The 22004-nt window shown below is 62.3% G+C and carries 18 protein-coding genes; 6 read left to right on the top strand and 12 right to left on the bottom strand.

Annotated elements, in window-relative coordinates; genetic code table 11:
- Window positions 1–214: 214 nt before the first annotated feature.
- The 3 genes from ACTJJN_RS09465 to ACTJJN_RS09455 all read left to right on the top strand — a co-directional run bounded on the left by ACTJJN_RS09465 (window position 215) and on the right by ACTJJN_RS09455 (window position 4329).
- Window positions 215–2905: a putative bifunctional diguanylate cyclase/phosphodiesterase gene (locus ACTJJN_RS09465; RefSeq protein ID WP_017148050.1), complete on the top strand. Its 2691-nt coding sequence runs from the start codon at window positions 215–217 to the stop codon at window positions 2903–2905.
- Window positions 2906–3033: 128 nt separating this feature from the next.
- Window positions 3034–3702, top strand: coding sequence for a peptide-methionine (S)-S-oxide reductase MsrA (gene msrA, locus ACTJJN_RS09460; protein WP_010951691.1), 669 nt, complete (start codon window positions 3034–3036; stop codon window positions 3700–3702).
- A 3-nt stretch (window positions 3703–3705) separates the two neighbouring features.
- The gene (locus ACTJJN_RS09455; protein ID WP_011953263.1) at window positions 3706–4329 is read left to right on the top strand and encodes a glutathione S-transferase; all 624 of its coding nucleotides are present in this window, start codon (window positions 3706–3708) and stop codon (window positions 4327–4329) included.
- A 164-nt stretch (window positions 4330–4493) separates the two neighbouring features.
- On the opposite strand, the gene creD is transcribed toward ACTJJN_RS09455, so the two are convergent.
- The 4 genes from creD to rloA2 form a co-directional block, all read right to left on the bottom strand.
- Window positions 4494–5822: a cell envelope integrity protein CreD gene (gene creD / locus ACTJJN_RS09450; RefSeq protein WP_011953262.1), complete on the bottom strand. Its 1329-nt coding sequence runs from the start codon at window positions 5820–5822 to the stop codon at window positions 4494–4496.
- 107 nt (window positions 5823–5929) lie between these two features.
- The gene (gene creC / locus ACTJJN_RS09445; RefSeq protein ID WP_003255662.1) at window positions 5930–7366 is read right to left on the bottom strand and encodes a two-component system sensor histidine kinase CreC; all 1437 of its coding nucleotides are present in this window, start codon (window positions 7364–7366) and stop codon (window positions 5930–5932) included.
- A complete protein-coding gene (gene creB / locus ACTJJN_RS09440; protein ID WP_011953261.1) occupies window positions 7366–8046 on the bottom strand; it encodes a two-component system response regulator CreB in 681 nt (226 codons plus the stop codon). Before creB ends, creC begins: the two co-directional genes overlap by 1 nt.
- Before the next feature lie 124 nt (window positions 8047–8170).
- Window positions 8171–8671, bottom strand: coding sequence for a retropepsin-like aspartic peptidase RloA2 (gene rloA2 / locus ACTJJN_RS09435; protein ID WP_010951688.1), 501 nt, complete (start codon window positions 8669–8671; stop codon window positions 8171–8173).
- Between the two features lie 181 nt (window positions 8672–8852).
- Between rloA2 and ACTJJN_RS09430 the strand changes: the two genes are divergently transcribed.
- A complete protein-coding gene (locus ACTJJN_RS09430) occupies window positions 8853–9740 on the top strand; it encodes an acyltransferase (protein ID WP_004576362.1) in 888 nt (295 codons plus the stop codon).
- An 85-nt stretch (window positions 9741–9825) separates the two neighbouring features.
- Here ACTJJN_RS09430 and ACTJJN_RS09425 read toward each other — a convergent pair whose 3' ends face one another.
- Entirely contained in the window at window positions 9826–10401 is a 576-nt protein-coding gene (locus ACTJJN_RS09425; protein ID WP_014755089.1) for a DUF2780 domain-containing protein, read from the bottom strand.
- Between the two features lie 167 nt (window positions 10402–10568).
- Between ACTJJN_RS09425 and ACTJJN_RS09420 the strand changes: the two genes are divergently transcribed.
- The gene (locus ACTJJN_RS09420) at window positions 10569–11390 is read left to right on the top strand and encodes an RHS repeat-associated core domain-containing protein (RefSeq protein WP_088513490.1); all 822 of its coding nucleotides are present in this window, start codon (window positions 10569–10571) and stop codon (window positions 11388–11390) included.
- A 158-nt stretch (window positions 11391–11548) separates the two neighbouring features.
- Here the strand turns inward: ACTJJN_RS09420 and fdhA are convergent, their stop codons facing one another.
- The 7 genes from fdhA to ACTJJN_RS09385 all read right to left on the bottom strand — a co-directional run bounded on the left by fdhA (window position 11549) and on the right by ACTJJN_RS09385 (window position 20553).
- Entirely contained in the window at window positions 11549–12748 is a 1200-nt protein-coding gene (fdhA, locus tag ACTJJN_RS09415; RefSeq protein ID WP_003255673.1) for a formaldehyde dehydrogenase, glutathione-independent, read from the bottom strand.
- A 252-nt stretch (window positions 12749–13000) separates the two neighbouring features.
- On the bottom strand, window positions 13001–13858 hold the full coding sequence (gene purU / locus ACTJJN_RS09410) for a formyltetrahydrofolate deformylase (protein ID WP_003255675.1): 858 nt from the start codon (window positions 13856–13858) through the stop codon (window positions 13001–13003).
- Between the two features lie 11 nt (window positions 13859–13869).
- Window positions 13870–14502: a sarcosine oxidase subunit gamma gene (locus ACTJJN_RS09405; RefSeq protein WP_003255677.1), complete on the bottom strand. Its 633-nt coding sequence runs from the start codon at window positions 14500–14502 to the stop codon at window positions 13870–13872.
- Between the two features lie 170 nt (window positions 14503–14672).
- The gene (locus ACTJJN_RS09400; RefSeq protein ID WP_003255678.1) at window positions 14673–17687 is read right to left on the bottom strand and encodes a sarcosine oxidase subunit alpha; all 3015 of its coding nucleotides are present in this window, start codon (window positions 17685–17687) and stop codon (window positions 14673–14675) included.
- A complete protein-coding gene (locus tag ACTJJN_RS09395; RefSeq protein WP_003255679.1) occupies window positions 17684–18019 on the bottom strand; it encodes a sarcosine oxidase subunit delta in 336 nt (111 codons plus the stop codon). The genes ACTJJN_RS09400 and ACTJJN_RS09395 overlap by 4 nt, the downstream gene beginning before the upstream one ends.
- A gap of 14 nt (window positions 18020–18033) precedes the next feature.
- Window positions 18034–19284, bottom strand: coding sequence for a sarcosine oxidase subunit beta family protein (locus ACTJJN_RS09390; RefSeq protein WP_003255680.1), 1251 nt, complete (start codon window positions 19282–19284; stop codon window positions 18034–18036).
- Between the two features lie 15 nt (window positions 19285–19299).
- Window positions 19300–20553, bottom strand: coding sequence for a serine hydroxymethyltransferase (locus ACTJJN_RS09385; RefSeq protein WP_003255681.1), 1254 nt, complete (start codon window positions 20551–20553; stop codon window positions 19300–19302).
- Between the two features lie 324 nt (window positions 20554–20877).
- On the opposite strand from ACTJJN_RS09385, the gene ACTJJN_RS09380 reads away from it, so the two are divergent.
- The gene (locus tag ACTJJN_RS09380; RefSeq protein ID WP_011953255.1) at window positions 20878–21918 is read left to right on the top strand and encodes a threonine aldolase family protein; all 1041 of its coding nucleotides are present in this window, start codon (window positions 20878–20880) and stop codon (window positions 21916–21918) included.
- Window positions 21919–22004: the final 86 nt, after the last annotated feature.

Raw genomic sequence — 22004 nt, 5'->3', positions numbered from 1 at the left:
AAAAGCTGGCGCGATCCCTGTGGGAGCGGCCTTGTGTCGCGATGGGCCGCAAAGCGGCACCAAAATCTCCAGCCAAACTGCAGAATCGGCCACATCAGCCGATAACCTGTCCACAGCATCAAGCATGGCCGCTTGCCAGCCCTCGGGACATGATGCAACCTTGCCAAATCCGCCGCAGCCACAAGGCAGCGTTCCCTCTTCAAGCGAGTCTTCGATGAAAAGCCAACCCGATGCCGCCAGCCGTGTGGCGGCCGAGGTCGTGACACAGTTACCCGTGCCCTCGCGGCTCGGCATGCTGCGTTTCGAAAGGCTCAACGAAGCCACCTGGGCCATGCTCTACCTTGACCCAGCCTGTGAGCGCCAGTTCGGCCTGAAAACCGGCGAGTTGTGTGCCCTGATTGACGCGCCCTACGCCAGCCTGATGGAACCCGAGGCACGCTACCGGCTGCACGACGAAATCCAGTTGCAACTGGCCCAGCGCGGCTACTATCGCGTGCGCTACACCCTGCACACGCCGAGCACCTCGCTGCGCCTGCTGGAAGCGGGTGAAGCCTACAAGCAACACAACCGCCAGCTGTTGCGCGGCTACCTGAGCGTGCTCGACGACCAGCAGGAAGAGACCGGCGAACCCGGCGCCAGCGACCTGGAGTCACGCAACAACCGCCTGCAACTGGCCCTGCAGCTGAACCAGCGCACGCAGCAAGAACAACTGGAGCACCTGGAGCGGGTGCGCGGCCAGCAGGACCTTATCCTGCGCCTTGCCCGCCATCGCTACAGCGCGGGCAACTCGCTGCTCGAAGCGGCCCAGCTAATCACCCAGAGCGCCTGCGAAATCTACAAGGTCGACAGCGCCAGCATCTGGCACCTGGAAGACCAACGCCTGGAACCGATCATCGCCTGGTACCGCGACGCACAGGAGCACCGCCAGCCCGAAGCCATCGATGCCAGCCGCTTCCCCGACTACCTGGATGCACTGCACGCAAGCCGCGCCATCGACGCTCACAACGCCGGCCACGACCCGCGCACCCGCGCCCTGGCGCAAAGCATGCGCCCGGAAAACAAGGCCATGCTCGACGCCAGCATCCGTGTCGATGGCCAGGTGATCGGCGTGTTGTGCCTGGAGCAAACCGGCCAGCCACGGGCCTGGCAGTCGGACGAGATTGCCTTTGCCGGCGAGCTGGCCGACCAGTTCGCCCAAGTGATCACAAACCACAAACGACGGGCCGCGGCCAGCGCCCTGCACCTGTTCCAGCGTGCGGTCGAGCAGAGCGCCAGCGCCTTTCTGCTGGTGAACCGCGACGGCCGGGTGGAGTACGTCAACCCCAGCTTCACCGCCATCACCCAGTACAGTACCGACGAAGTGCAGGGCCGCCAGCTGGGTGAGCTACCGGCACTGGAGAACCTCAGCGAACTGCTGTTCGACTCGCCGTCGAGCCTGGCCATGGGCAACAGTTGGCAGGGCGAGTTCAAGAGCCGGCGCAAAAACCTGGAGCCGTACTGGGGCCAGTTGTCGATTTCCAAGGTGTACGGAGACAACCGTGAGCTGACCCACTACATCGGCATCTACGAAGACGTCACCCAGACCAAGCTGGCCCAGCAACGCATTGAACGCCTGGCTTACACCGACAACCTCACCAACCTGGGCAACCGCCCGGCGTTCATCCGCAGCCTGGACGAGCGCTTCGCCCGCGATGGCGAAAGCTCGATGTGCCTGCTGCTGGTGGACATCGACAACTTCAAGCGCATCAACGACAGCCTAGGCCACCAGACCGGCGACAAGCTGTTGATCAGCCTGGCCAGGCGTTTGCGCAACAGCCTGCACAGCGGTGGCATCCTGGCGCGCTTTGCCAGTAACGAGTTCGCCGTGCTGCTCGACCACACCAGCCTTGAAGATGGCCAAGGCGTCGCCCAGCAGTTGCTGTGCACCCTCGACAAGCCGATGTTCGTCGACAACCAGCTGATCAACGTCACCGCCTCGGTAGGCCTGGCCTGTGCTCCGTTGCACGGCGTCGACCCGGCCAGCCTGATGAAGAATGCCGGCCTTGCATTGCACAAGGCCAAGGCCAACGGTAAACACCAGGTACAGGTGTTTACCGAAGTGCTCAACGCCGAAGCCAGCTACAAGCTGTTCGTCGAGAACAACCTGCGCCGTGCCCTGACCCAGAATGAGCTGGACGTGTTCTACCAGCCCAAGCTGTGCCTGCGCAGCGGTCGCCTGCTGGGCCTGGAAGCGCTGCTGCGCTGGAACCACCCCGAACGCGGCATGATCCGCCCGGACCAGTTCATCAGCGTGGCCGAGGAAACCGGCCTGATCATCCCTATCGGCAAATGGGTGGTGCGCCAGGCGTGCTGCATGAGCCAGCAACTGCGCAAGGCCGGCCTGGGCAACCTGCATGTAGCCATCAACCTGTCGCCCAAACAGTTCTCCGACCCGGACCTGGTGGCGTCGATCAGCACCATCCTCAAGGAAGAAGCCCTGCCCCCGCACCTGCTGGAGCTGGAGTTGACCGAAGGCCTGCTGCTGGAAGCCAGCGAAGACACCCACCGCCAGCTGGACGAGCTGAAGGCCCTGGGCCTGACCTTGGCCATGGACGACTTCGGCACCGGTTATTCGTCGCTGAGCTACCTGAAGAAGTTTCCGATCGACATCCTCAAGATCGATCGCAGCTTCATCAACGAAATCCCCGACAACCAGGACGACATGGAAATCACCTCGGCGGTGGTGGCCATGGCCCACAACCTGAAGCTGAAGGTGGTGGCCGAAGGGATCGAGACGCCGGAGCAACTGGCGTTCCTGCGCCGCCACCGCTGCGACGTGGGCCAGGGCTACCTGTTCGACCGGCCGATTCCCGGGCGCGAGCTGGCCGAGCGGCTGAAGCGCTATCCGCGTGGCCCGGTGGCCTGACAGCTGCGTAATCCTCGGGCACTATAGAAGCCATTCGGGCCCTTTCGNCCTGTGCTGTACCTGTGGGAGCGGGCATGCCCGCGAAGGCCCAAACCCCTACCCCACTGAATAAACACAGAGGAACGGCCATGGTCCTGCGTTCGGAAATCCTGGTGAACAAAAACGTCATGCCAACTGCGGAACAGGCCCTGCCTGGCCGCGACACGCCAATGAGCCTGCCCGAGTTCCACTACGTCTTCAAAGACACCCCGCTGCTCGGCCCGTTCTTCGAAGGCGCCATCGACTTCGCCATCTTCGGCCTGGGTTGCTTCTGGGGCGCGGAGCGCCGCTTCTGGCAGCGTGAAGGTGTGGTCAGCACCGTGGTCGGCTACGCCGGCGGCTTCACCCCGCACCCTACCTACGAAGAAGTCTGCTCGGGCCTGACTGGCCACACCGAAGTGGTGCTGGTGGTGTTCGACAAGGACAAGGTCAGCTACCGCGAACTGCTGGCAATGTTCTGGGAGCTGCACAACCCGACCCAAGGCATGCGCCAAGGCAACGACATCGGCACCCAGTACCGCTCGGCCATCTACTGCACCAGCCCGGAACAGCTGGAACAGGCCAAGGCCAGCCGCGACGCCTTCCAGGCCGAGCTGAGCAAGGCCGGCTTCGGTGAGATCACCACCGAAATCGACCAGGCACCGACCGTCTATTTCGCCGAGGCCTACCACCAGCAGTACCTGGCCAAGAACCCGGACGGCTACTGCGGCATCGGCGGCACCGGCGTGTGCCTGCCACCCAGCCTGCAAGGTAACTGAAGCATGAGCACGATGACCCTGTTCCACTCGCCGTTGTCGCCTTTCGTGCGCAAGGTCATGGTGGTGTTGCACGAGACCGGCCAGCTTGAGCGGGTGCAGCTGCAGCCGGTGAACATCAGCCCGGTGAGCGGCGACCCGCAGCTCAACCTGGACAACCCGATCGGCAAGATCCCGGCCCTGCGCCTGGAAGACGGCACCGTGCTGCACGACAGCCGGGTAATCTGCGAGTACCTCGACCTGCAGCACGTTGGCCTGCCGCTGCTGCCGCGTGAAGGTTCGGCGCGCTGGCGGCGCATGACCTTGGTATCACAGGCCGATGCGATCATGGATGCGGCGGTGTCGAGCCGGTATGAGAGCTTCCTGCGGCCAGAAGACAAGCGCTGGGATGGCTGGCTGCAAGCGCAGGGTGACAAGATCCGCCGTAGCCTGGCCAACCTGGAGCAGGAGCACTTGCCGGAGCTGATCTCCGGCTTCGACCTGGCGGCGATTGGTGTGGCTTGTGCGCTGGGCTATCTGGATTTGCGTCAGCCCGGGTTTGGCTGGCGTGAGCGCCAGCCTGGGTTGGCGGCGTGGTATGCCGAGGTGGTCAAGCGGCCATCGATGGTCGCTACAGCGCCAGTGGCCTGAGGGCCCCATCGCGGGTAAACCCGCTCCTACAGATTTTCCACAGTGTTCGCTATCTGTGGTGGGCTTGTGGGAGCGGGCGTGCCCGCGAAGGCCTCACCTCGGTATCACAGGAAACAACAGCCCGATCCTGAGCGCCAACCAGCGCCCGATCTCTCTATCTTCCCTCATGCCGCCCTCCCCACCCGCGCCCAGTCCAGCCGCCGGGTCAGCACCATGAACACCCCAAGCAAGCCGAAACACAACAGCGACCCCATCAGCAGCGCATAGTCTTCGGCACTCAGCAGCCCGAAGAGCAGCGCGTACAACGCCGCCAAACCCGCTGCAAAACCCACCCCTCGCACCAGGCTGCGCAACACATGGCTCAGGTAGAAGCCGATCAGCATCACACAGGCTGAAGCCGACAGCCCATACGCCAGACCAAAGCCAATGTGCTCGGACAACGACAGCAGCAGCAGATAGAAGAACGCCAGCGCCACGCCTACCAAGATGTACTGCACGGGGTGCACGCTCAGGTTCTTCATTACCTCGAACAGGAAGAAGCCGGCAAAGGTCAGGGCAATGAACAACAACGCGTATTTGATTGCCCGCTCGCTTTTCAGGTACTGGTCCACCGGGTCTATAAAACTCACGCCAAAGCTGCGCTCACTGAAATCCGTACACTGCCCGGCGTTAGCGCACTGGCGTATGGCATCCTCAAGGTTGGTGGCAAAGAACGAGGTTTGCCAATGGGCACTGAAGCCTTGAGCATCGATTTCGCGGCGGTTGGGCAAGTAGTTGCCGACGAAGCTCGGGTGCGGCCAGTTGGCGCGCATGTCCACGCTGCTGGTACGGCCCACGGGGACCACGTGCAACTGGCCGGTACCTTGCAGCGCCAGGTCAAAGCCATAACTGAACGCTCGCGCCTGTAGCCCGTCCAGCCCCGGCAGGCTGGCGTGCACGCCGCCGCGCATCCAGTCGAGCTGGGTGCCGGGCTCGAACGGCACTTTTTGATCGTCCATGCTCAGCTCCAAAGCACTTTCGATACCGCGGATATCACTGATGCCCACCACCAGGAACGGCGTGTCGAAGCGGTAGTCGTCAAAGTCCTTGTCGATGCCCCAATGCGCCGGGAGCTTGAAGCGGCCGCTGATACGGCCTTTGGTGTGAAACAACCGCGCCTGGTAGATGCCTCGGGCGCGCAGTTCGGTGTCCACACCCAGGTCGGCGTCGAAGGTTTCCGGCAGGAAGTACAGGTGGCCGGCGATGGTGCTGGTTTCCTGGGTACGCTCACCGTCCTTTTCGATCCAGCGGCGCTGGTACTTGCGGTACGGCACCACCAGCAGCGGGCCGCTGAGTTGCTGGTCAAAGCTGGTGCTCTGGGCAATATCGCGCAACACGCCGTCGCGCATGGCCTGGCGTTCGTCGATCAGGCCGTTGATCAGCAGTAGCGGGATGAGCAGCAGCAACATCAGCATGGCGATCATGCCGAGTTTGAAACCGAGGGTCTTGTTCATGTGGCCTCCTGTGGCAGTGGGCGCAGTGTCTGCGCCTTGCATGGAGGCTTTGTGGAGCGCGTGTGTGATTTACGTGTATTTGGGGCTGCTGTGCAGCCCCGGCTGTCTCAGCTGATGCGCCGCACCGGCAGCCACAACCGCACCCGCACCCCGCCATCGACGTTGTCCACCGCCAAGGCTCCGCCATGCAGCTGCATCACCTCGGCCACGAAGTTCAGCCCCAGCCCGGTACTCTTGCGCCCGCTCCCGGGCCGCGGCAGCGAGTAGAACCGCTCGCTGACCCGCCCGATGGCATAGGCCGGTATCGCTTGCCCCTGGTTGAACAAACTCAACGCCACCCGCTCGCCATCGCGCTCCAGGTCGAACAGCAGCGTGCCACCTTCCGGAGTGAAGTCCAGTGCGTTGTCGAGCAGATTGGCCAACGCCTGGCGCATCAGAAACGGATCGCAGAGCAAGCGCAAAGTGGCAGGCACCCGCTGACGTACCTGCAAACGGGCGCCTTCGATACGCGCCGCATGGGCCAGCAGCAACTCATCGACCAATGCCGCCAGCGCCACCTGCTGCTCGTCCTCCAGCGCCTGCATCTGCTCGACCCTGGCCAGGTTGAGCAGCCGCTCGATCATCTGTTGTAACCGCTCGCTCTCGCGCTCGATATTGCCGGCAAAGCGTGCCCGCTGATCAGCGGGCATATCCTCGCCCTGCAACAGCTCGGAAGCACCACGGATGGCCGCCAGCGGGCTTTTCAGCTCGTGAGTCAGGGTGTGCACGTAGCGCTCGACATAGGCCTTGCCTTCCAGCTGGGTGCGCATGCGTTCCACTGCCTGTGCCAGGTTCGCCAGCTCGCCGCCCTTGTAATGCGGAAGCTCCGCACGTTCCCCTTCGCTGACCGCCTGCGCATAACCTGCCAACTTGCGCAGCGAGCGCGCAAGCCACCACGACAGAGCCGCGCCGATCAGCAAGCCCAGGCCGATCAGCCCTAGCCCCAGGGTGAGCAGGCGCCGCTCGGAGCGGTCGATGTAGGGTTGCAATGAGCTATTGGGCTTGGCGACGGTGACAACCCCGATGATCTTGCCGTTGTCGATGATCGGCGCGCCAACGTGCATCACCGAGGTGCTTTCGTCGTTGGGGTCGCTGCGGGTGGAGCGGGCGCCATACTGGCCACGCAGGGTCAGCAGCACGTCATTCCACTGCGAGTAATCCTTGCCCAGGGCCTCGCCACTGGAGTCCAGCAACACGATGCCCTTGGCGTCAGTGACGTAGATGCGGTGGCTGACCTGGTTCTTGGCCAGCCCCCAGATCTGTGCGCCCGGGCTGCGCGAGCCGTAGGCCTCGAGCACCTCGGGCAGGCGGCCCTGGTTCAGGGTGCCGGCCTTGACGTCATCCCGCAGGATTTCTGCCAGCAGGTTGGCAGTGTCTACCAAGGTTTCTTCGGAGGATTGGCGCACCACCGGGCGAATCTGTTCGCGTACGGTATTGAGCAAGAAGTAACCGGCCAAGCCGACGAACAGGAAGTACACCAGAAAGATGCGAATGCCCAACCGCATCAGGCGTGCTCCGGGCTATAGCTGTAACCGAGGCCGCGATGGGTCTGAATCGGCTCGGCATCACCCGCTACCTGGCGCAGTTTGGCGCGCAGGCTCTTGATATGGCTGTCGATGGTGCGCTCATAGCCCACGTCGGAGGCCACGCCCAAAGCGTCGAGCAGCTGTTCGCGGCTGAACACCCGCTGCGGTTGTTCGAGCAGGCATTGCAGCAAGCGGAACTCATGCCGGGTCAGCGTGAGCGGCTGGCTGCGGTAGGTGATCTGCATGCGCAAGGTGTCGAGGTGGAACAAGGTGGTTTCGCCGACAACCTCGGCCCTCGGGGCCATGCGTTTGAGGATCGCCCGAACGCGCGCTGCCACTTCACGAGGGCTGAATGGTTTTACCACGTAGTCGTCGGCACCGATTTCCAGGCCTACTACGCGGTCGATTTCACCGTCCCGGGCGCTGAGAAACATCACCGGCACCTCGGTGAACCGGCGCAGCTGGCGACAGGTTTCGAAGCCACTGATGTCGGGCAGGCCGATGTCGAGGATGACCAGGTCGGCCGGGCGCTGGCGCTGCTGGTCGAGGGCGGCACTGCCCAGGGTTACCCACTCGGTGCTGTGACCGTCGGCCTGCAGGGCGTAGACCAGGGTGTCGGCGATGGCGGCTTCGTCTTCGACGATGAGGATATGAGGCATGGCGTCCGGCCTTGCGGTTTTGAAGGTTGGCACATTTCAGTGTAGGAGCGGGCTTNTGCCTGACACCCCATTATGTGTGTTCGCGGGCAAGCCCGCTCCTACATTGTATGGCGCACGCTTCAGATCAGCAGCCTGGCTTGCCAGCAGTGAACTTCTTCGCCGGGTTGACCGCCGCCTTGAACTCGCGCAGCGCCTTGGAACCCACCAGCAGCGGGTAGTTGAAGTTGCTGCGGTCCACCAGATTCACCTCGACGGTGCGCTTCACATCCCCCAGGCACAACTCCAGGTCGACCACCGGGCGCTTGGAGACCTCTGGCGCATCCCCTTCGTCCTCTTCATCGGCACGGCCCTTGATCTTGCTGATGCGCGAGACCTTGTGCTCGTACACCTTGCCGTCCGATTCCTTGGTCGCCAGGCGGAAGCGCACCCACTCGTCCCCATCGCGGGTGAACAGCTCGATATCCTTGGCCGACAACGACGCGGTAAAGGCACCGGTGTCCATCTTGGCTTTCAGGGTTTCGCCCAGCTCGGGCAGGGCGATGTTCTCGTAACGGCCGTAGATAGTGGGTTCTGCGGCCATCACCGGCAGCGCCAACAGCGACAACATGGCTAAAAGAGATTTCACAAGCAGGCTTCCTTGAGAGGGTCAGTGCTTAGACTGCACTGGGCAGATAGGTTCGCTGTCACAAGCCTAACCAACATAATGTGAAACATTTGTCCCCGCCGTCGGGCATTGGACATTTGGCGTAGGCCACCGCCCTGCTTATCATTGCCAACCGTTTATCTCCCACAACAAGAGTCTCTTTATGCGTCGCCTGCTGACCGGCATTCTCACTACCACCCTGCTGCTGCTCAACACCGTGGTGTTGATCTGCCCGCTGCTGGTCTTCGCCCTGCTCAAGCTGGTGCTGCCAGGCCGTGGGCGTGACTATGCCTCGTGGGCAGTGATGTGGGTGGCCGAAACCTGGTCGGAAATCGACAAAGCCATCTTCGCCCTGTGCATCCCTACCCAGTGGGACATCCGCGGTGTGGAAAACCTGCGCAAGGACACCTCGTACCTGGCCGTGAGCAACCACCAGACCTGGGTCGACATCCCGGCGCTGATCGAAAGCCTCAACCGCCGGACACCGTTCTTCAAGTTCTTCCTGAAAAAGGAGCTGATCTGGGTGCCGTTGCTGGGCCTGGCCTGGTGGGGGCTGGACTACCCGTTCATGAAGCGCTACAGCAAGGCGTTTCTGGAAAAGCACCCGGAGCTCAAGGGCAAGGACCTGGAAATCACCAAGGCGGCCTGCGAGCTGTTCAAGCGCCAGCCAGTGACCGTGGTCAATTACCTGGAGGGCACGCGGTTTACTGAAGCCAAGCGCCAGGAGCAGCAGTCGCCGTATCGCTACCTGCTCAAGCCCAAGGCGGGTGGTGTGGCGTTTGTGCTCGCGGCATTGGGTGAGCAGTTGGATGCCCTGCTGGATGTGACCATCGTGTACCCCGGCAACAAAGCACCGGGGTTCTGGGACTTGCTCAATGGCAGCATCAGCCGGGTGATTATCGACATTCAGGTGCGGGAGCTGGACCCGGCGTTGTGGGCGGGGGATTACGAGAATGATCCCGAGTTTCGGCAGACGGTGCAGGCTTGGGTGAACCAGCTGTGGGTGGCGAAGGACCAGCGGATCGAGCAGCTGCGGCAGGAAATGAGCTGATAATTTTCAAGTGTCTGCCCGGGCCTCTTCGCGGGCACCCTGCGAAGAGGCCCGGGCAGACTGCGCAAGAATCCTCACCCGACCTTCAGACCGAGGGCTGAGCCAATGGCGCCGGTGTGGTCCACAAACTCCCCAGATTCTGCAACAACGCCCCGGCAATCCCCTGCTGCCCCAGGTACTGCAGCAGCAGCGGCGCAAACTGCCCGATCATCCCGGTATCCATGCCTAGCGCCTTGAACGCATTGTCCAGGTCGCTACGGTTTTCCACGTTGTTGCCCAGTGCGTTGCTCAACGCCGACTGGCTCTCGCTGCTCTTGCCCAGCAAATCACCCAACCCACTTAACCCGCCCAGCGCATTTGCACCGGCCAGCAGGTCCAGCCCTGGCACCGCCTTGGTCAGTTGCCCATAGTCATCGCTGCTAAGGTTGTTGCGTGCCAGCCCCAGCATGGCTCCTGCTCCGCCTACCGCCTGTTCAGGGGTAATGTTCAACTGGCTGCCCAAGGTGTTGAGCAAATTGGCCTGCGCTTCGGGTGCCTGTACCTGGCCTTGTTGTTGCTGGTTCTGCATGGCGGACACGGCGTTGGCGGCGTCGCTGAGGTTGAAGGCGAACACCGGGCTTGCGGCCAGGGTCATCAGGGTTGCCAGGGTGATTGCTTTCATCGGGAGGGACCTCGTTGGCCGGGATGGCCTGGGAAACGACAATTTGACTTGTGGTTTTGGGGTTTGTTCCAAGCCAATTATCGGGACTCTTGGCCATTAAGGGCCGGCATCGCCTACCTGATATTTCTGTCAGTAGCGGACTCCGCTGGATTGGCAGACACTGCCGAATGTGCGTTCACAGCCGCTATAGGTCAAATTCAATGAGTAACCACCAAACACATACCTATACTGCCTATGGTTACGCAACGACATTGCCGTCGGAAAAAGCACGTCAAGGATTTAATGGTGAGTTCCCTGACGCGCTGACGGGGCTTTACTTTCTAGGTTCCGGATATAGAGCATATGAAACCAAACTGATGCGCTTCATATCACCTGACAGCTTAAGCCCATTTGCTGAAGGGGGCATTAATTCATACTGCTACTGCGGCAACGACCCAGTCAACAACAGTGACCCCACGGGCCATGTCGGTGTACGCGCAGCTATTGTTAAGCGGCGACTTCCATTGCCCCGGACACGCTCACAGACACTGCTTCAACTCGATAGTCCGGCCCAAGTCAACACACCTTATCATCGGGATGCTCCGCCTTACTTTACCTCCCATCCCGCAGTATTTTCGACATCAGGTACTCCGCCCACTTATAACCTTGGAGCGCTTCCAAGCTATTCCGAGCAGTTGCCAACCGGGCACCAGCGCATTGTCACACCTACCCTGTTGCCCACTGATAAAGGCCCGAAATTTCTGCCCCCCCCCAGACCACCTAGATATCCGATACCTAAACCCCAGCCTGAGATACAAGCTGCTCTTCCGCCAGATCAAGCTCGAGCCTACCGAGTTAGGCTACAGGCTATGCACGATAGGTATCGCCGGTTGAAACAGGTACTCAGAAGGTTGGAACGTGGAGACATGCATGTCCCTGAAGAACTTCGCCGGAATATCGAACAATTGCGCCAAGAGGGAACCCGCATCCGAGAGTTGCTAGCAGATTAGCGTGAAGTAAAGTCGACCCAAGAGCGTTATGTGAGCAGCGTTATACCAGCTGTCGAAAGTAACGCGATCGCAAGTGCAGATGCTGGCTGAGATGCGGTAAGCCAGAACAGCCATAAAAGAGCCCCTCTGTTCGAGGGGCTTTTGTTAAGCGTCAGTTGTTACGCCGCACCCCACATCTTATGCGGGTCAATCACAAACTTCTTAGGCACACCCGCATCAAACTCGCCATACCCTTCCGGCGCCTGATCCAGGTTGATCACCTGCACACCTACAACCTCAGCAATGTTGATCCGATCCCACATGATCGCCTGCATCAGCTGGCGGTTGTACTTCATGGTCGGGGTCTGGCCGGTGTGGAAGCTGTGCGATTTCGCCCAGCCCAGGCCGAAGCGGATGCTCAGTGCCCCGATCTTGGCAGCGGCATCGACCGCGCCCGGGTCTTCGGTCACGTACAGGCCCGGGATACCGATGTTGCCAGCTACGCGGGTCACTTGCATCAGCGAGTTCAGCACGGTGGCCGGGGCCTCGTGTTTGGCACCTTCGTGGCCATGGCCACGGGCCTCGAAGCCGACGGCGTCGACGGCGCAATCCACTTCCGGCTCGCCGAGGATGTCGACGATCTGCTCGTGCAGCGGGGTGTCCTTGGACAGGTCGACCACTTCGAAGCCCTGCGACTTGGCATGGGCCAGGCGAGCCGGGTTCAGGTCACCGACGATCACGCAGGCGGCGCCCAGCAGGCGCGCCGAGGCAGCGGCAGCCAGGCCGACCGGGCCGGCACCGGCAACGTAGACCGTGCTGCCTGGGCCTACGCCTGCCGTTACGGCACCGTGATAGCCGGTGGGCAGGATGTCGGACAGGCAAGTCAGGTCACGGATCTTTTCCATGGCCTTGTCGCGCTCAGGCAGCTTCAGCAGGTTGAAGTCGGCGTAAGGCACCAGCACGTATTCGGCCTGGCCACCGGTCCAGTCGCCCATGTCGACGTAGCCGTAGGCACCGCCGGCGCGCGCCGGGTTGACGGTGAGGCAGACACCGGTGTGCATCTCTTTGCAGGAGCGGCAGCGGCCGCAGGCGACGTTGAACGGGACCGATACCAGGTCGCCGATCTGCATGCGCTCGACATCGCGACCCTTCTCGACGATTTCACCGGTGATTTCGTGGCCCAGGACCAGGCCGACCTGGGCAGTGGTGCGGCCACGGACCATGTGCTGGTCAGAACCGCAGATGTTGGTGGAGACCACCTTCAGGATGACGCCGTGTTCGATTTTCTTGCCGCGCGGGTCCTGCATTTTCGGGTAGTCGATCTTCTGTACTTCGACCTTGCCAGCGCCGAGATACACCACTCCACGATTGCCAGACATGCTCTTACCTCGCTTGATTTTTATTTATGCAGCGGTGGTTGAACGCGCCGCCATCCGTGGGCGGCATGTGTTTCTGGAATGAGGGAATTGTGGGCCGGATGGGGAGATCTGCGCTGACTGGGAGCGACAGAGAGATGCCTTTTAGCGGCAGGAGTGTCGTTGGGGAGTTTGGGCAAACAGAGAGCGGCGGCCTGTGCGGGCCTCTTCGCGGCTAANGCGCGGCTTTAGCCGCGAAGAGGCCGGCACCGGTTATTACAGAACGACAGTCCGGTTGGCGTTCAGGAACACCCGCCGCTCGATGTGATAACCCACCGCCCGCGCCAATGTCAGGCATTCGATATCCCGCCCTTTGGCAATCAGGTCTTCGGGATAGTGACTGTGATCCACCACCTCGACACCCTGGGCAATGATCGGCCCTTCATCCAGGTCGTTGTTGATGTAGTGCGCTGTGGCACCGACCATTTTCACGCCCTTGTTGTAGGCCTGGTGATAAGGCTTGGCGCCTTTGAAGCCCGGCAACAGCGAGTGGTGAATATTGATCGCCCAACCATCCAGACGGCGGCAAAGCTCGGGCGACAGTACCTGCATATAGCGGGCAAGAATAACCAGCTCAGCACCGGTCTCCTCGATCACCTGCAGCACCTTGCGCTCTTGCCCGGGCTTGTCCTTGGGGTCGAGTGCGAAGTGGTAATAAGGAATCTTGTGCCAATGCGCCAAGGGTTCGAGGTCCGGGTGGTTCGACACCACGGCCACCACATCCATACCCAGTTGGCCAATGCGCTGGCGATACAGCAGGTCATTCAGGCAATGGTCAGCCTTGGACACCATGATCACCACCTTGGGGCGGTGGTTGGGTGCGGTCAGCTCGAAAGCCATGCCGAACGCTTCGCTGCGCTCTGCGAGGCCGGCCCGGAAGCCCGCCTCGTCAAAATCGTCCGGCTGACGGAACTCGACGCGAATGAAGAAGCGTCCCGACTGCCGGTCATCGAAGGAGTGATGCTCCGTCACGTAGCAGCGCTGCTCGAAGAGGTAACGCGTCACCACGTCGACGGTGCCGAGCATGCTCGGGCAATCGGCGGTGAGAATCCAGGTATCCGGTGCCCGACTCATGTTCTTGCTCCTTAGGCTTCGATGCTCAGGCCGTATTCGGCAGAAGCGTCCTGCAGCCACAGCCACCAGTAATCGGCGAAGCTGCGGCGAATTACCAGCTCCCAGGTGTCTTCTGCAGTGCGGCGGATCACCAGTTGCGACTTGGCGAACACGGTGCCCACGGCCTTGCCCACCGGGAAGTTGTTCGGGTGAACATCATAGCTGGTGGACTTCATCAGCACGTCGCGCACGTTCGGGCCGCGCAGTTCCAGCAGGCTTTGCCCGCCACTGACATTGACGACCTGAATGTGCTGGCCTTCAAGGGCCGCGCGCAGCTTTTGCTCCGCTGCCAGCTCCTGGCCGCCGGGTACGATCAGCAGCCACTCATCTGGGCCGACCCATTGCAGCGACATGTCCTTGTTGGCGACCACGGTCAGCGCCACGGGCAGCTCCAGGCCAAGGGCCTTGTGCACGCCGGCGGCGAATTCCGGGTTGTGGCCATCACCACGCAGGGTGAGGTGACCGAGGAACTTGCGTTCACGCAGGGTCACGCCTGCGTTCTTGCGGCCTTTGCCTACCAGGCTGGCCAGGTCGGCATGGTGCAGTGGCGACTGGGCTTTGGCCTCGGCGCCGGGGTTTTGCTGGAAGACGTTGATAGCGCTCATTTCTTACCTGCCTTGAATTCTGGATTCGACCACGATGCCTGCGGGAGACGGCCATCCTGTGGGAGCGGGCATGCCCGCGAATGCGATGTTGAATTCACCGCCCTCTTCGCGGGCACGCCCGCTCCCACAGAGACCTCATTCCACGCTTGGCACCGGTTGGACCGGGGGCCTTAGACGTTCTGCCGCTCACCCTTCGGATCGAAGAACACCGAAGACACGATCTCCGCCTCGATCACGCTGCCATCTGCCTGCGGCGAGTAGACACGCTCGCCCATGCGTTTGAGGCCGCCTTTGACCACTCCCATGGCGAACGAGTAGCCCAGGGAGTTGGAGGCGTAGCTGGAGGTGACGTGGCCGACCATGTCCATCGGGATCGGCTGTTTCGGGTCGAACACCAATTGGGCGCCTTCCGGCAGCCACTTGGTCGGGTCGACCGGCTTCAGGCCCACCAGCTGCTTGCGGTTCTCACGTACGCAGTCTTCGCGGTTCATGCCACGCAGGCCGATCCACGAGAACGGCTTGTTGCGGCCAACGCACCAGCTCATGTTCAGGTCGTCCGGGTTCATCGAACCATCGGTGTCCTGGCCCACGATGATGAAGCCCTTCTCTGCACGCAGTACGTGCATGGTCTCGGTGCCGTACGGGGTCAGGTTGTACTTCTTGCCAGCTTCGATGATCTGTTCCAGCACGCCCATGGCGTAGTTGGCCTGCACGTTCACTTCGTACGACAGCTCGCCGGTGAACGAAATACGGAACACGCGGGCCGGCACGCCACCGACGTTGCCTTCCTTCCAGGTCATGAACGGGAAGGCTTCCTTGTCCATGTCGATGTCGGTCAGCTCGCTCAGCAGCTTGCGGCTGTTAGGGCCGGACAGGGTCATGGTGGCCCAGTGGTCAGTGACCGAAGTGAAGTACACCTTCAGCTCTGGCCATTCGGTCTGGTGATACAGCTCCATCCACTGCAGCACGCGGGCAGCGCCGCCGGTGGTGGTGGTCATGATGAAGTGGTTGTCGCCGACGCAGGCGGTTACGCCGTCGTCGAAGACCATGCCGTCTTCCTTGCACATCAGGCCGTAGCGGGCCTTGCCCACGTCGAGCTTGGTCCAGGCGTTGGTGTAGATGCGGTTGAGGAATTCGCGCGCGTCCGGGCCCTGGATGTCGATCTTGCCCAGGGTCGAGGCGTCCAGCAGGCCCACGCTGTCGCGCACGGCCTTGCATTCACGCGTGACGGCAGCATGGATGTCTTCGCCGGCTTTCGGGAAGTACCACGGGCGCTTCCACTGGCCGACGTCTTCGAACTCGGCGCCGTTCTTCACGTGCCAGGCATGCAGGGCAGTGAAGCGCACAGGCTCGAACAGGTGACCACAGTGACGGCCCGCTACCGCGCCGAACGTCACCGGCGTGTAGTTGGGGCGGAACATGGTGGTGCCCATTTCCGGGATGGTGATGCCGATCGAACGGGCGGCGATGGCCAGGCCGTTGATGTTGCCCAGTTTGCCCTGGTCGGTACCGAAGCCCAGCGCGGTGTAGCGCTTGACGTGCTCGACCGACTCGAAGCCTTCACGGGTGGCCAGCTCGATGCCGGCCGCGGTCACGTCGTTCTGCTGGTCGACGAACTGCTTCGGCCCCTTGGTGCCTTTGTCGTGCGGCACCAGGAACAGTGCCACGGTGGCCTCTTCCTTGCGCGCCACGGTTTTTGGCAGGGTGCCGACAGTGGCCTTGAAACCGGCCTCAGTGGCTGCGCGGACGCCGCCTTCGAAGCCATCGGCAATCACATCGCCCAAGGCATACACGCCGTTGATACCACCGACGCACTCACGCTTCTGCGGCGCATCGCCCGGCACGAAGCCAAGGATATCGTCACGCCATACCGGGCGACCGCCCAGGTGCGAAGCCAGGTGCACGATCGGGCTGTAACCGCCCGAGGACGCGATCAGGTCGCACTCGAGGACTTCGCCTGGGCTGGTGACTTTGTGTGCCTGCACATCGATCGCCGCCACACGGGCGCCGGTGACGTGCTTGCTGCCTTTGGCCTCGACCACGGCGCTGGAGGTGAGGATGCGTATGCCTTTGGCACGCGCTTCTTCAACCAGCGAGCCACGTGGGTTGTGGCGGGCGTCGGCGATGGCGACCACTTGCAGGCCTGCGTCGTGCCAGTCCAGCGCGGCGCGGTAAGCGTGGTCGTTGTTGGTCGACAGTACCAACTTGCGACCCGGCGCCACGCCATAGCGGCGAACATAGGTGGAAACAGCACCGGCCAGCATGTTGCCCGGCACGTCGTTGTTGCCGTACACCAGCGGGCGCTCGTGGGCGCCGGCAGCCAGTACCACGCGCTTGGCGCGGACGCGGTGCACGCGGTGGCGAACCTGGCCGATCGGGGCGCGGTCGCCGAGGTGGTCGGTGAGGCGCTCGTGAATGGTCAGGAAGTTATGGTCGTGGTAGCCGTTGACCGTGGCACGTGGCAGCAGGGTCACTTCCGGCAGGCCTTCCAGCTCTTTGACCACGGCGTTGACCCACTCGGCAGCAGGCTTGCCGTCGAGGGTTTCGCGGGTGTCGAGCAGGCTGCCGCCGAACTCTTCCTGCTCGTCAGCCAGGATCACGCGGGCACCGCTGCGCGCAGCGGCCAGTGCAGCAGCCAGGCCAGCAGGGCCGGCGCCGACGATCAGCACGTCGCAGTGCCGGTTCATGTAGTCGTAGCTGTCAGGATCGTTCTGCAGCGGTGCACGGCCCAGGCCGGCGGCTTTACGGATGTACTTCTCGTAAGTCATCCAGAACGATTTGGGGTACATGAAGGTTTTGTAGTAGAAGCCCGGCGGCATCATGCTGCCGCCTACCTTGCCGAGGATGCCCATGACGTCGTTGTTGACGTTCGGCCAGCCGTTGGTGCTGGTGGCGACAAGGCCCGCGTACAGTGCCTGCTGGGTGGCGCGCACGTTGGGGATCTGGGTAGCTTCGCTGGAGCCGATCTGCAGGATGGCGTTCGGCTCTTCGGTACCGGCGGCGATGATGCCGCGCGGGCGCGAGTACTTGAAGCTACGGCCGACAATGTCGACGCCGTTGGCCAGCAACGCGGCGGCCAGGCTGTCACCGGCATAACCCTGGTAGGTCTTGCCGTTGAAGGTGAAGTTCAGGACCTTGCTGCGGTCGATACGGCCGCCGCTGGCGAGGCGATAGGTCTGGCTCATACTTTTTCCCCTTGGCCTTTGACGGTCGACGTGGCGCTGGCGGCTTTGCCATTGGCGGTCACTTGCGGCTTCTCGCCAATCTTGTAGGTTTCCAGAATTTCGTAGGTCACGGTGTCACGGGTGACGTTGAAGTACTGGCGGCAGCCGGCAACGTGGTCCCACAGTTCATGGTGAATACCGCGTGGGTTGTCACGGTAGAACATGTAGGTACCCCACTCCTCGTCGGAGCAGGCGTTAGGGTCCAGCGGGCGGGCGATGTGTGCCTGGCCAGAGGCGTGGAACTCTTCTTCGGAGCGCAGCTCGCCGCAGTGGGGACAGAAAATATGCAACATGACGGTGTCTCCGGTTAGTGGGCGACGGCGGCGGCGCCGTGTTCGTCGATCAGTGCGCCGTTGTAGAAACGGTCCATGGAGAACGGCGCGGCCAGTGGGTGCATTTCGCCCTTGGCCAGGCTCGCGGCGAAGACGTTGCCCGAACCGGGGGTCGCCTTGAAGCCGCCAGTACCCCAACCGCAGTTGAAGAACATGTTCTTGACCGGGGTTTTGGTGATGATCGGGCAGGCGTCCGGCGAGGTGTCTACGATGCCGCCCCACTGGCGGTTCATGCGAACACGCGACAGGTTGGGGAACATCTCGACGATGGCCTGCAGGGTGTGCTCGATCACCGGGTACGAACCGCGCTGGCCGTAGCCGACCCAGCCGTCGATACCGGCACCGATCACCAGGTCGCCCTTGTCGGACTGGCTGATGTAGCCGTGTACGGCGTTGGACATGATCACGCTGTCGATGATCGGCTTGATCGGCTCGGATACCAGCGCTTGCAGCGGGTGCGATTCCAGCGGCAGGCGGAAGCCGGCCAGCTTGGCCATGTGCCCGGAGTTACCGGCGGTGACCACGCCGACGCGCTTGGCGCCGATGAAGCCTTTGTTGGTTTCAACACCGATGACCGCGCCGTTTTCCTTGCGGAAGCCGATCACTTCGGTTTGCTGGATCAGGTCGACGCCCAGGGCGTCGGCAGCGCGGGCGAAGCCCCAGGCCACGGCATCGTGACGGGCAACGCCGCCACGGCGCTGTACGGTGGCGCCGAGGATCGGGTAGCGGGTGTTCTTCGAGCAGTCCAGGTACGGGATTTCGGCCGCAACCTGGGCGGTGTTCAGCAGCTCGCCATCCACGCCGTTGAGGCGGTTGGCGCTGACCCGACGCTCGGAGTCACGCATGTCCTGCAGGGTGTGGCACAGGTTGTAAACGCCACGCTGGGAGAACATCACGTTGTAGTTCAGGTCCTGGGACAGGCCCTCCCACAGCTTCATGGCGTGCTCGTACAGGTGCGCCGACTCGTCCCACAGGTAGTTGGAACGCACGATGGTGGTGTTACGGGCGGTGTTGCCGCCGCCCAGGTAGCCCTTCTCGATTACGGCAACGTTGGTGATGCCGTGCTCTTTGGCCAGGTAGTAGGCCGTGGCCAGGCCATGACCGCCACCGCCGACAATGACCACGTCGTAAACCTTTTTAGGGGTTGGCGTGCGCCACATGCGCTGCCAGTTTTCGTGGTGGCTGAGGGAGTGCTTGAAAAGGCCGAAGCCCGAGTAACGTTGCATGGTGTGTGACTCCACTCAGCGGTAGACAGGGAAATCTGCGCACAGGGCCGCGACGTTCTTCGCCACATCGGCTTCGACGTCTGCGTCACCGAGGTTGTCGAGGATGTCGCAAATCCAGCCAGCCAGGGCCACGCACTGGGCGACCTTGAAGCCGCGGGTGGTGACGGCCGGGGTGCCGATACGCAGGCCCGACGTGACGAACGGCGACTGCGGGTCGTTCGGCACGGCGTTCTTGTTGACGGTGATATGCGCACGACCCAGGGCGGCGTCGGCGTCTTTGCCAGTCAGGCCCTGACGGATCAGGCTGACCAGGAACAGGTGGTTGTCGGTGCCACCGGAAACCACATCGTAGCCACGGTCGATGAACACCTGGGCCATGGCCTGGGCGTTTTCGATCACTTGCTGCTGGTAGGCCTTGAATCCAGGCTCCAGCGCTTCCTTGAAGCACACCGCCTTGGCAGCGATCACGTGCATCAGCGGGCCACCCTGGGCACCCGGGAATACAGCGGCGTTCAGCTTTTTCTCGATCTCTTCGTTCGACTTGGCCAGGATCAGGCCGCCACGCGGACCGCGCAGGGTCTTGTGGGTGGTGGTGGTGACCACATCGGCGAACGGGATCGGGTTCGGGTACAGGCCAGCGGCAACCAGGCCGGCAACGTGGGCCATGTCGACGAACAGCAGTGCGCCCACTTTGTCGGCGATGGCGCGGAAGCGTGGGAAGTCGAGGGTCTTGGAGTAGGCCGAGAAACCGGCAACGATCATTTTCGGCTTGTGCTCGACCGCCAGGCGCTCGACTTCGTCATAGTCGATCAGGCCGGTGTTGGTGTCGATGCCGTACTGGACAGCGTTGTACAGCTTGCCCGAGGACGACACTTTGGCGCCGTGGGTCAGGTGGCCACCGTGGGCCAGGCTCATGCCCAGGATGGTGTCACCGGCTTGCAGCAGGGCCAGGTAGACGGCGCCGTTGGCCGACGAGCCGGAGTGTGGCTGGACGTTTGCGTAATCGGCACCGAACAGCTGCTTGGCGCGCTCGATGGCCAAGGCTTCTACCTTGTCTACGTGCTCGCAGCCACCGTAGTAACGCTTGCCCGGGTAGCCTTCGGCGTACTTGTTGGTCAGGCCGCTGCCTTGGGCCTGCATGACGCGCTTGCTGGTGTAGTTCTCCGAGGCGATCAGCTCGATGTGATCTTCCTGGCGCTGTTCTTCGGCATTCATCGCCGCCAGCAGTGCATCGTCGTAACCCTGGATCTGGTCTTGCTTGCTGAACATTGTGTATCTCCCGGCAGCGATCGTTTTTTGTCGTGGGGCACTGTGGCCCTTTGTGGCGATGTTATGACTGGCGGGGTCGGGTCAGATGCCTGCGCACGCCTTGCAATGGCGCGTTTACGACATTCTCTTTGTGCCACCCATGCGGGCCCCTTCGCGGGCGCGCCCGCTCCCACAGTGATTGGCGTTTGCAGGACCATTGTGGGAGCGGGCGTGCCCGCGAATAGGCCGGCACAGTCATGAACAGAAATCGCTGCACGGGTTGTATAGGCAAGTGCTGAATCGATGGTTTAGAGTGCTGATCTGCGTCGTTCACAGGACCGTGCCATGACAGACAAGAGCCAACAATTCGCCAGCGACAACTATTCCGGCATCTGCCCCGAAGCCTGGGCGGCGATGGAAAAAGCCAACCGCGGCCACGACCGCGCCTACGGCGACGACCAGTGGACCGAGCGTGCATCGGAGTACTTCCGCAAGCTGTTCGAAACCGACTGCGAAGTGTTCTTCGCTTTCAACGGCACCGCTGCCAACTCCCTGGCCCTGGCGTCGCTGTGCCAGAGCTATCACAGCGTGATCTGCTCCGAGACCGCCCACGTCGAAACCGACGAATGCGGTGCGCCGGAGTTTTTCTCCAACGGATCCAAGCTGCTGACAGCGGCCAGCGTCAACGGCAAGCTGACGCCACAGTCTATTCGTGAAGTGGCGCTCAAACGCCAGGATATCCACTACCCCAAGCCGCGCGTGGTGACCATTACCCAGGCCACCGAAGTCGGCACGGTGTACCGCCCCGACGAGCTGAAGGCGATCAGCGCCACCTGCAAGGAGCTGGGCCTGAACCTGCACATGGACGGCGCACGCTTTACCAACGCCTGTGCTTTCCTGGGCTGCAGCCCGGCCGAACTGACCTGGAAGGCCGGTGTGGATGTGCTGTGCTTTGGCGGCACCAAGAACGGTATGGCGGTGGGCGAGGCAATTCTGTTCTTCAACCGCCAGCTGGCCGAAGACTTCGATTATCGCTGCAAGCAGGCCGGGCAACTGGCGTCGAAAATGCGCTTCTTGTCGGCGCCATGGGTCGGGCTGCTGGAAGATGGCGCCTGGTTACGCCATGGCAACCACGCCAATCATTGCGCGCAGCTGCTGGCATCGTTGGTCAGTGACCTGCCGGGCGTAGAGCTGATGTTCCCGGTGGAGGCCAACGGGGTGTTCCTGCAGATGCCGGAGCACGCCATCGAGGCGCTGCGGGGCAAGGGCTGGCGCTTCTATACCTTTATCGGCAGCGGTGGCGCGCGCTTCATGTGCTCGTGGGATACCGAAGAAGCGCGGGTGCGTGAGCTGGCGGCGGATATCCGCGCGATCATTGCTGGCTGAGAGATTGCCGGGAGGGCTTTGCCCTCTATCGCGACACAAGGCNGCCTGCAGGTGATGCAATCCTCTGTGGGAGCGGCCTTGTGTCG

The organism is Pseudomonas sp. 22515 (genome assembly GCF_052044625.1).
GTDB classification, from domain to species: Bacteria; Pseudomonadota; Gammaproteobacteria; order Pseudomonadales; family Pseudomonadaceae; genus Aquipseudomonas; species Aquipseudomonas alloputida.
The sequence above is the reverse complement of the archived record's forward strand: the minus strand, read 5'-3'. Positions and strand labels throughout refer to the sequence as shown.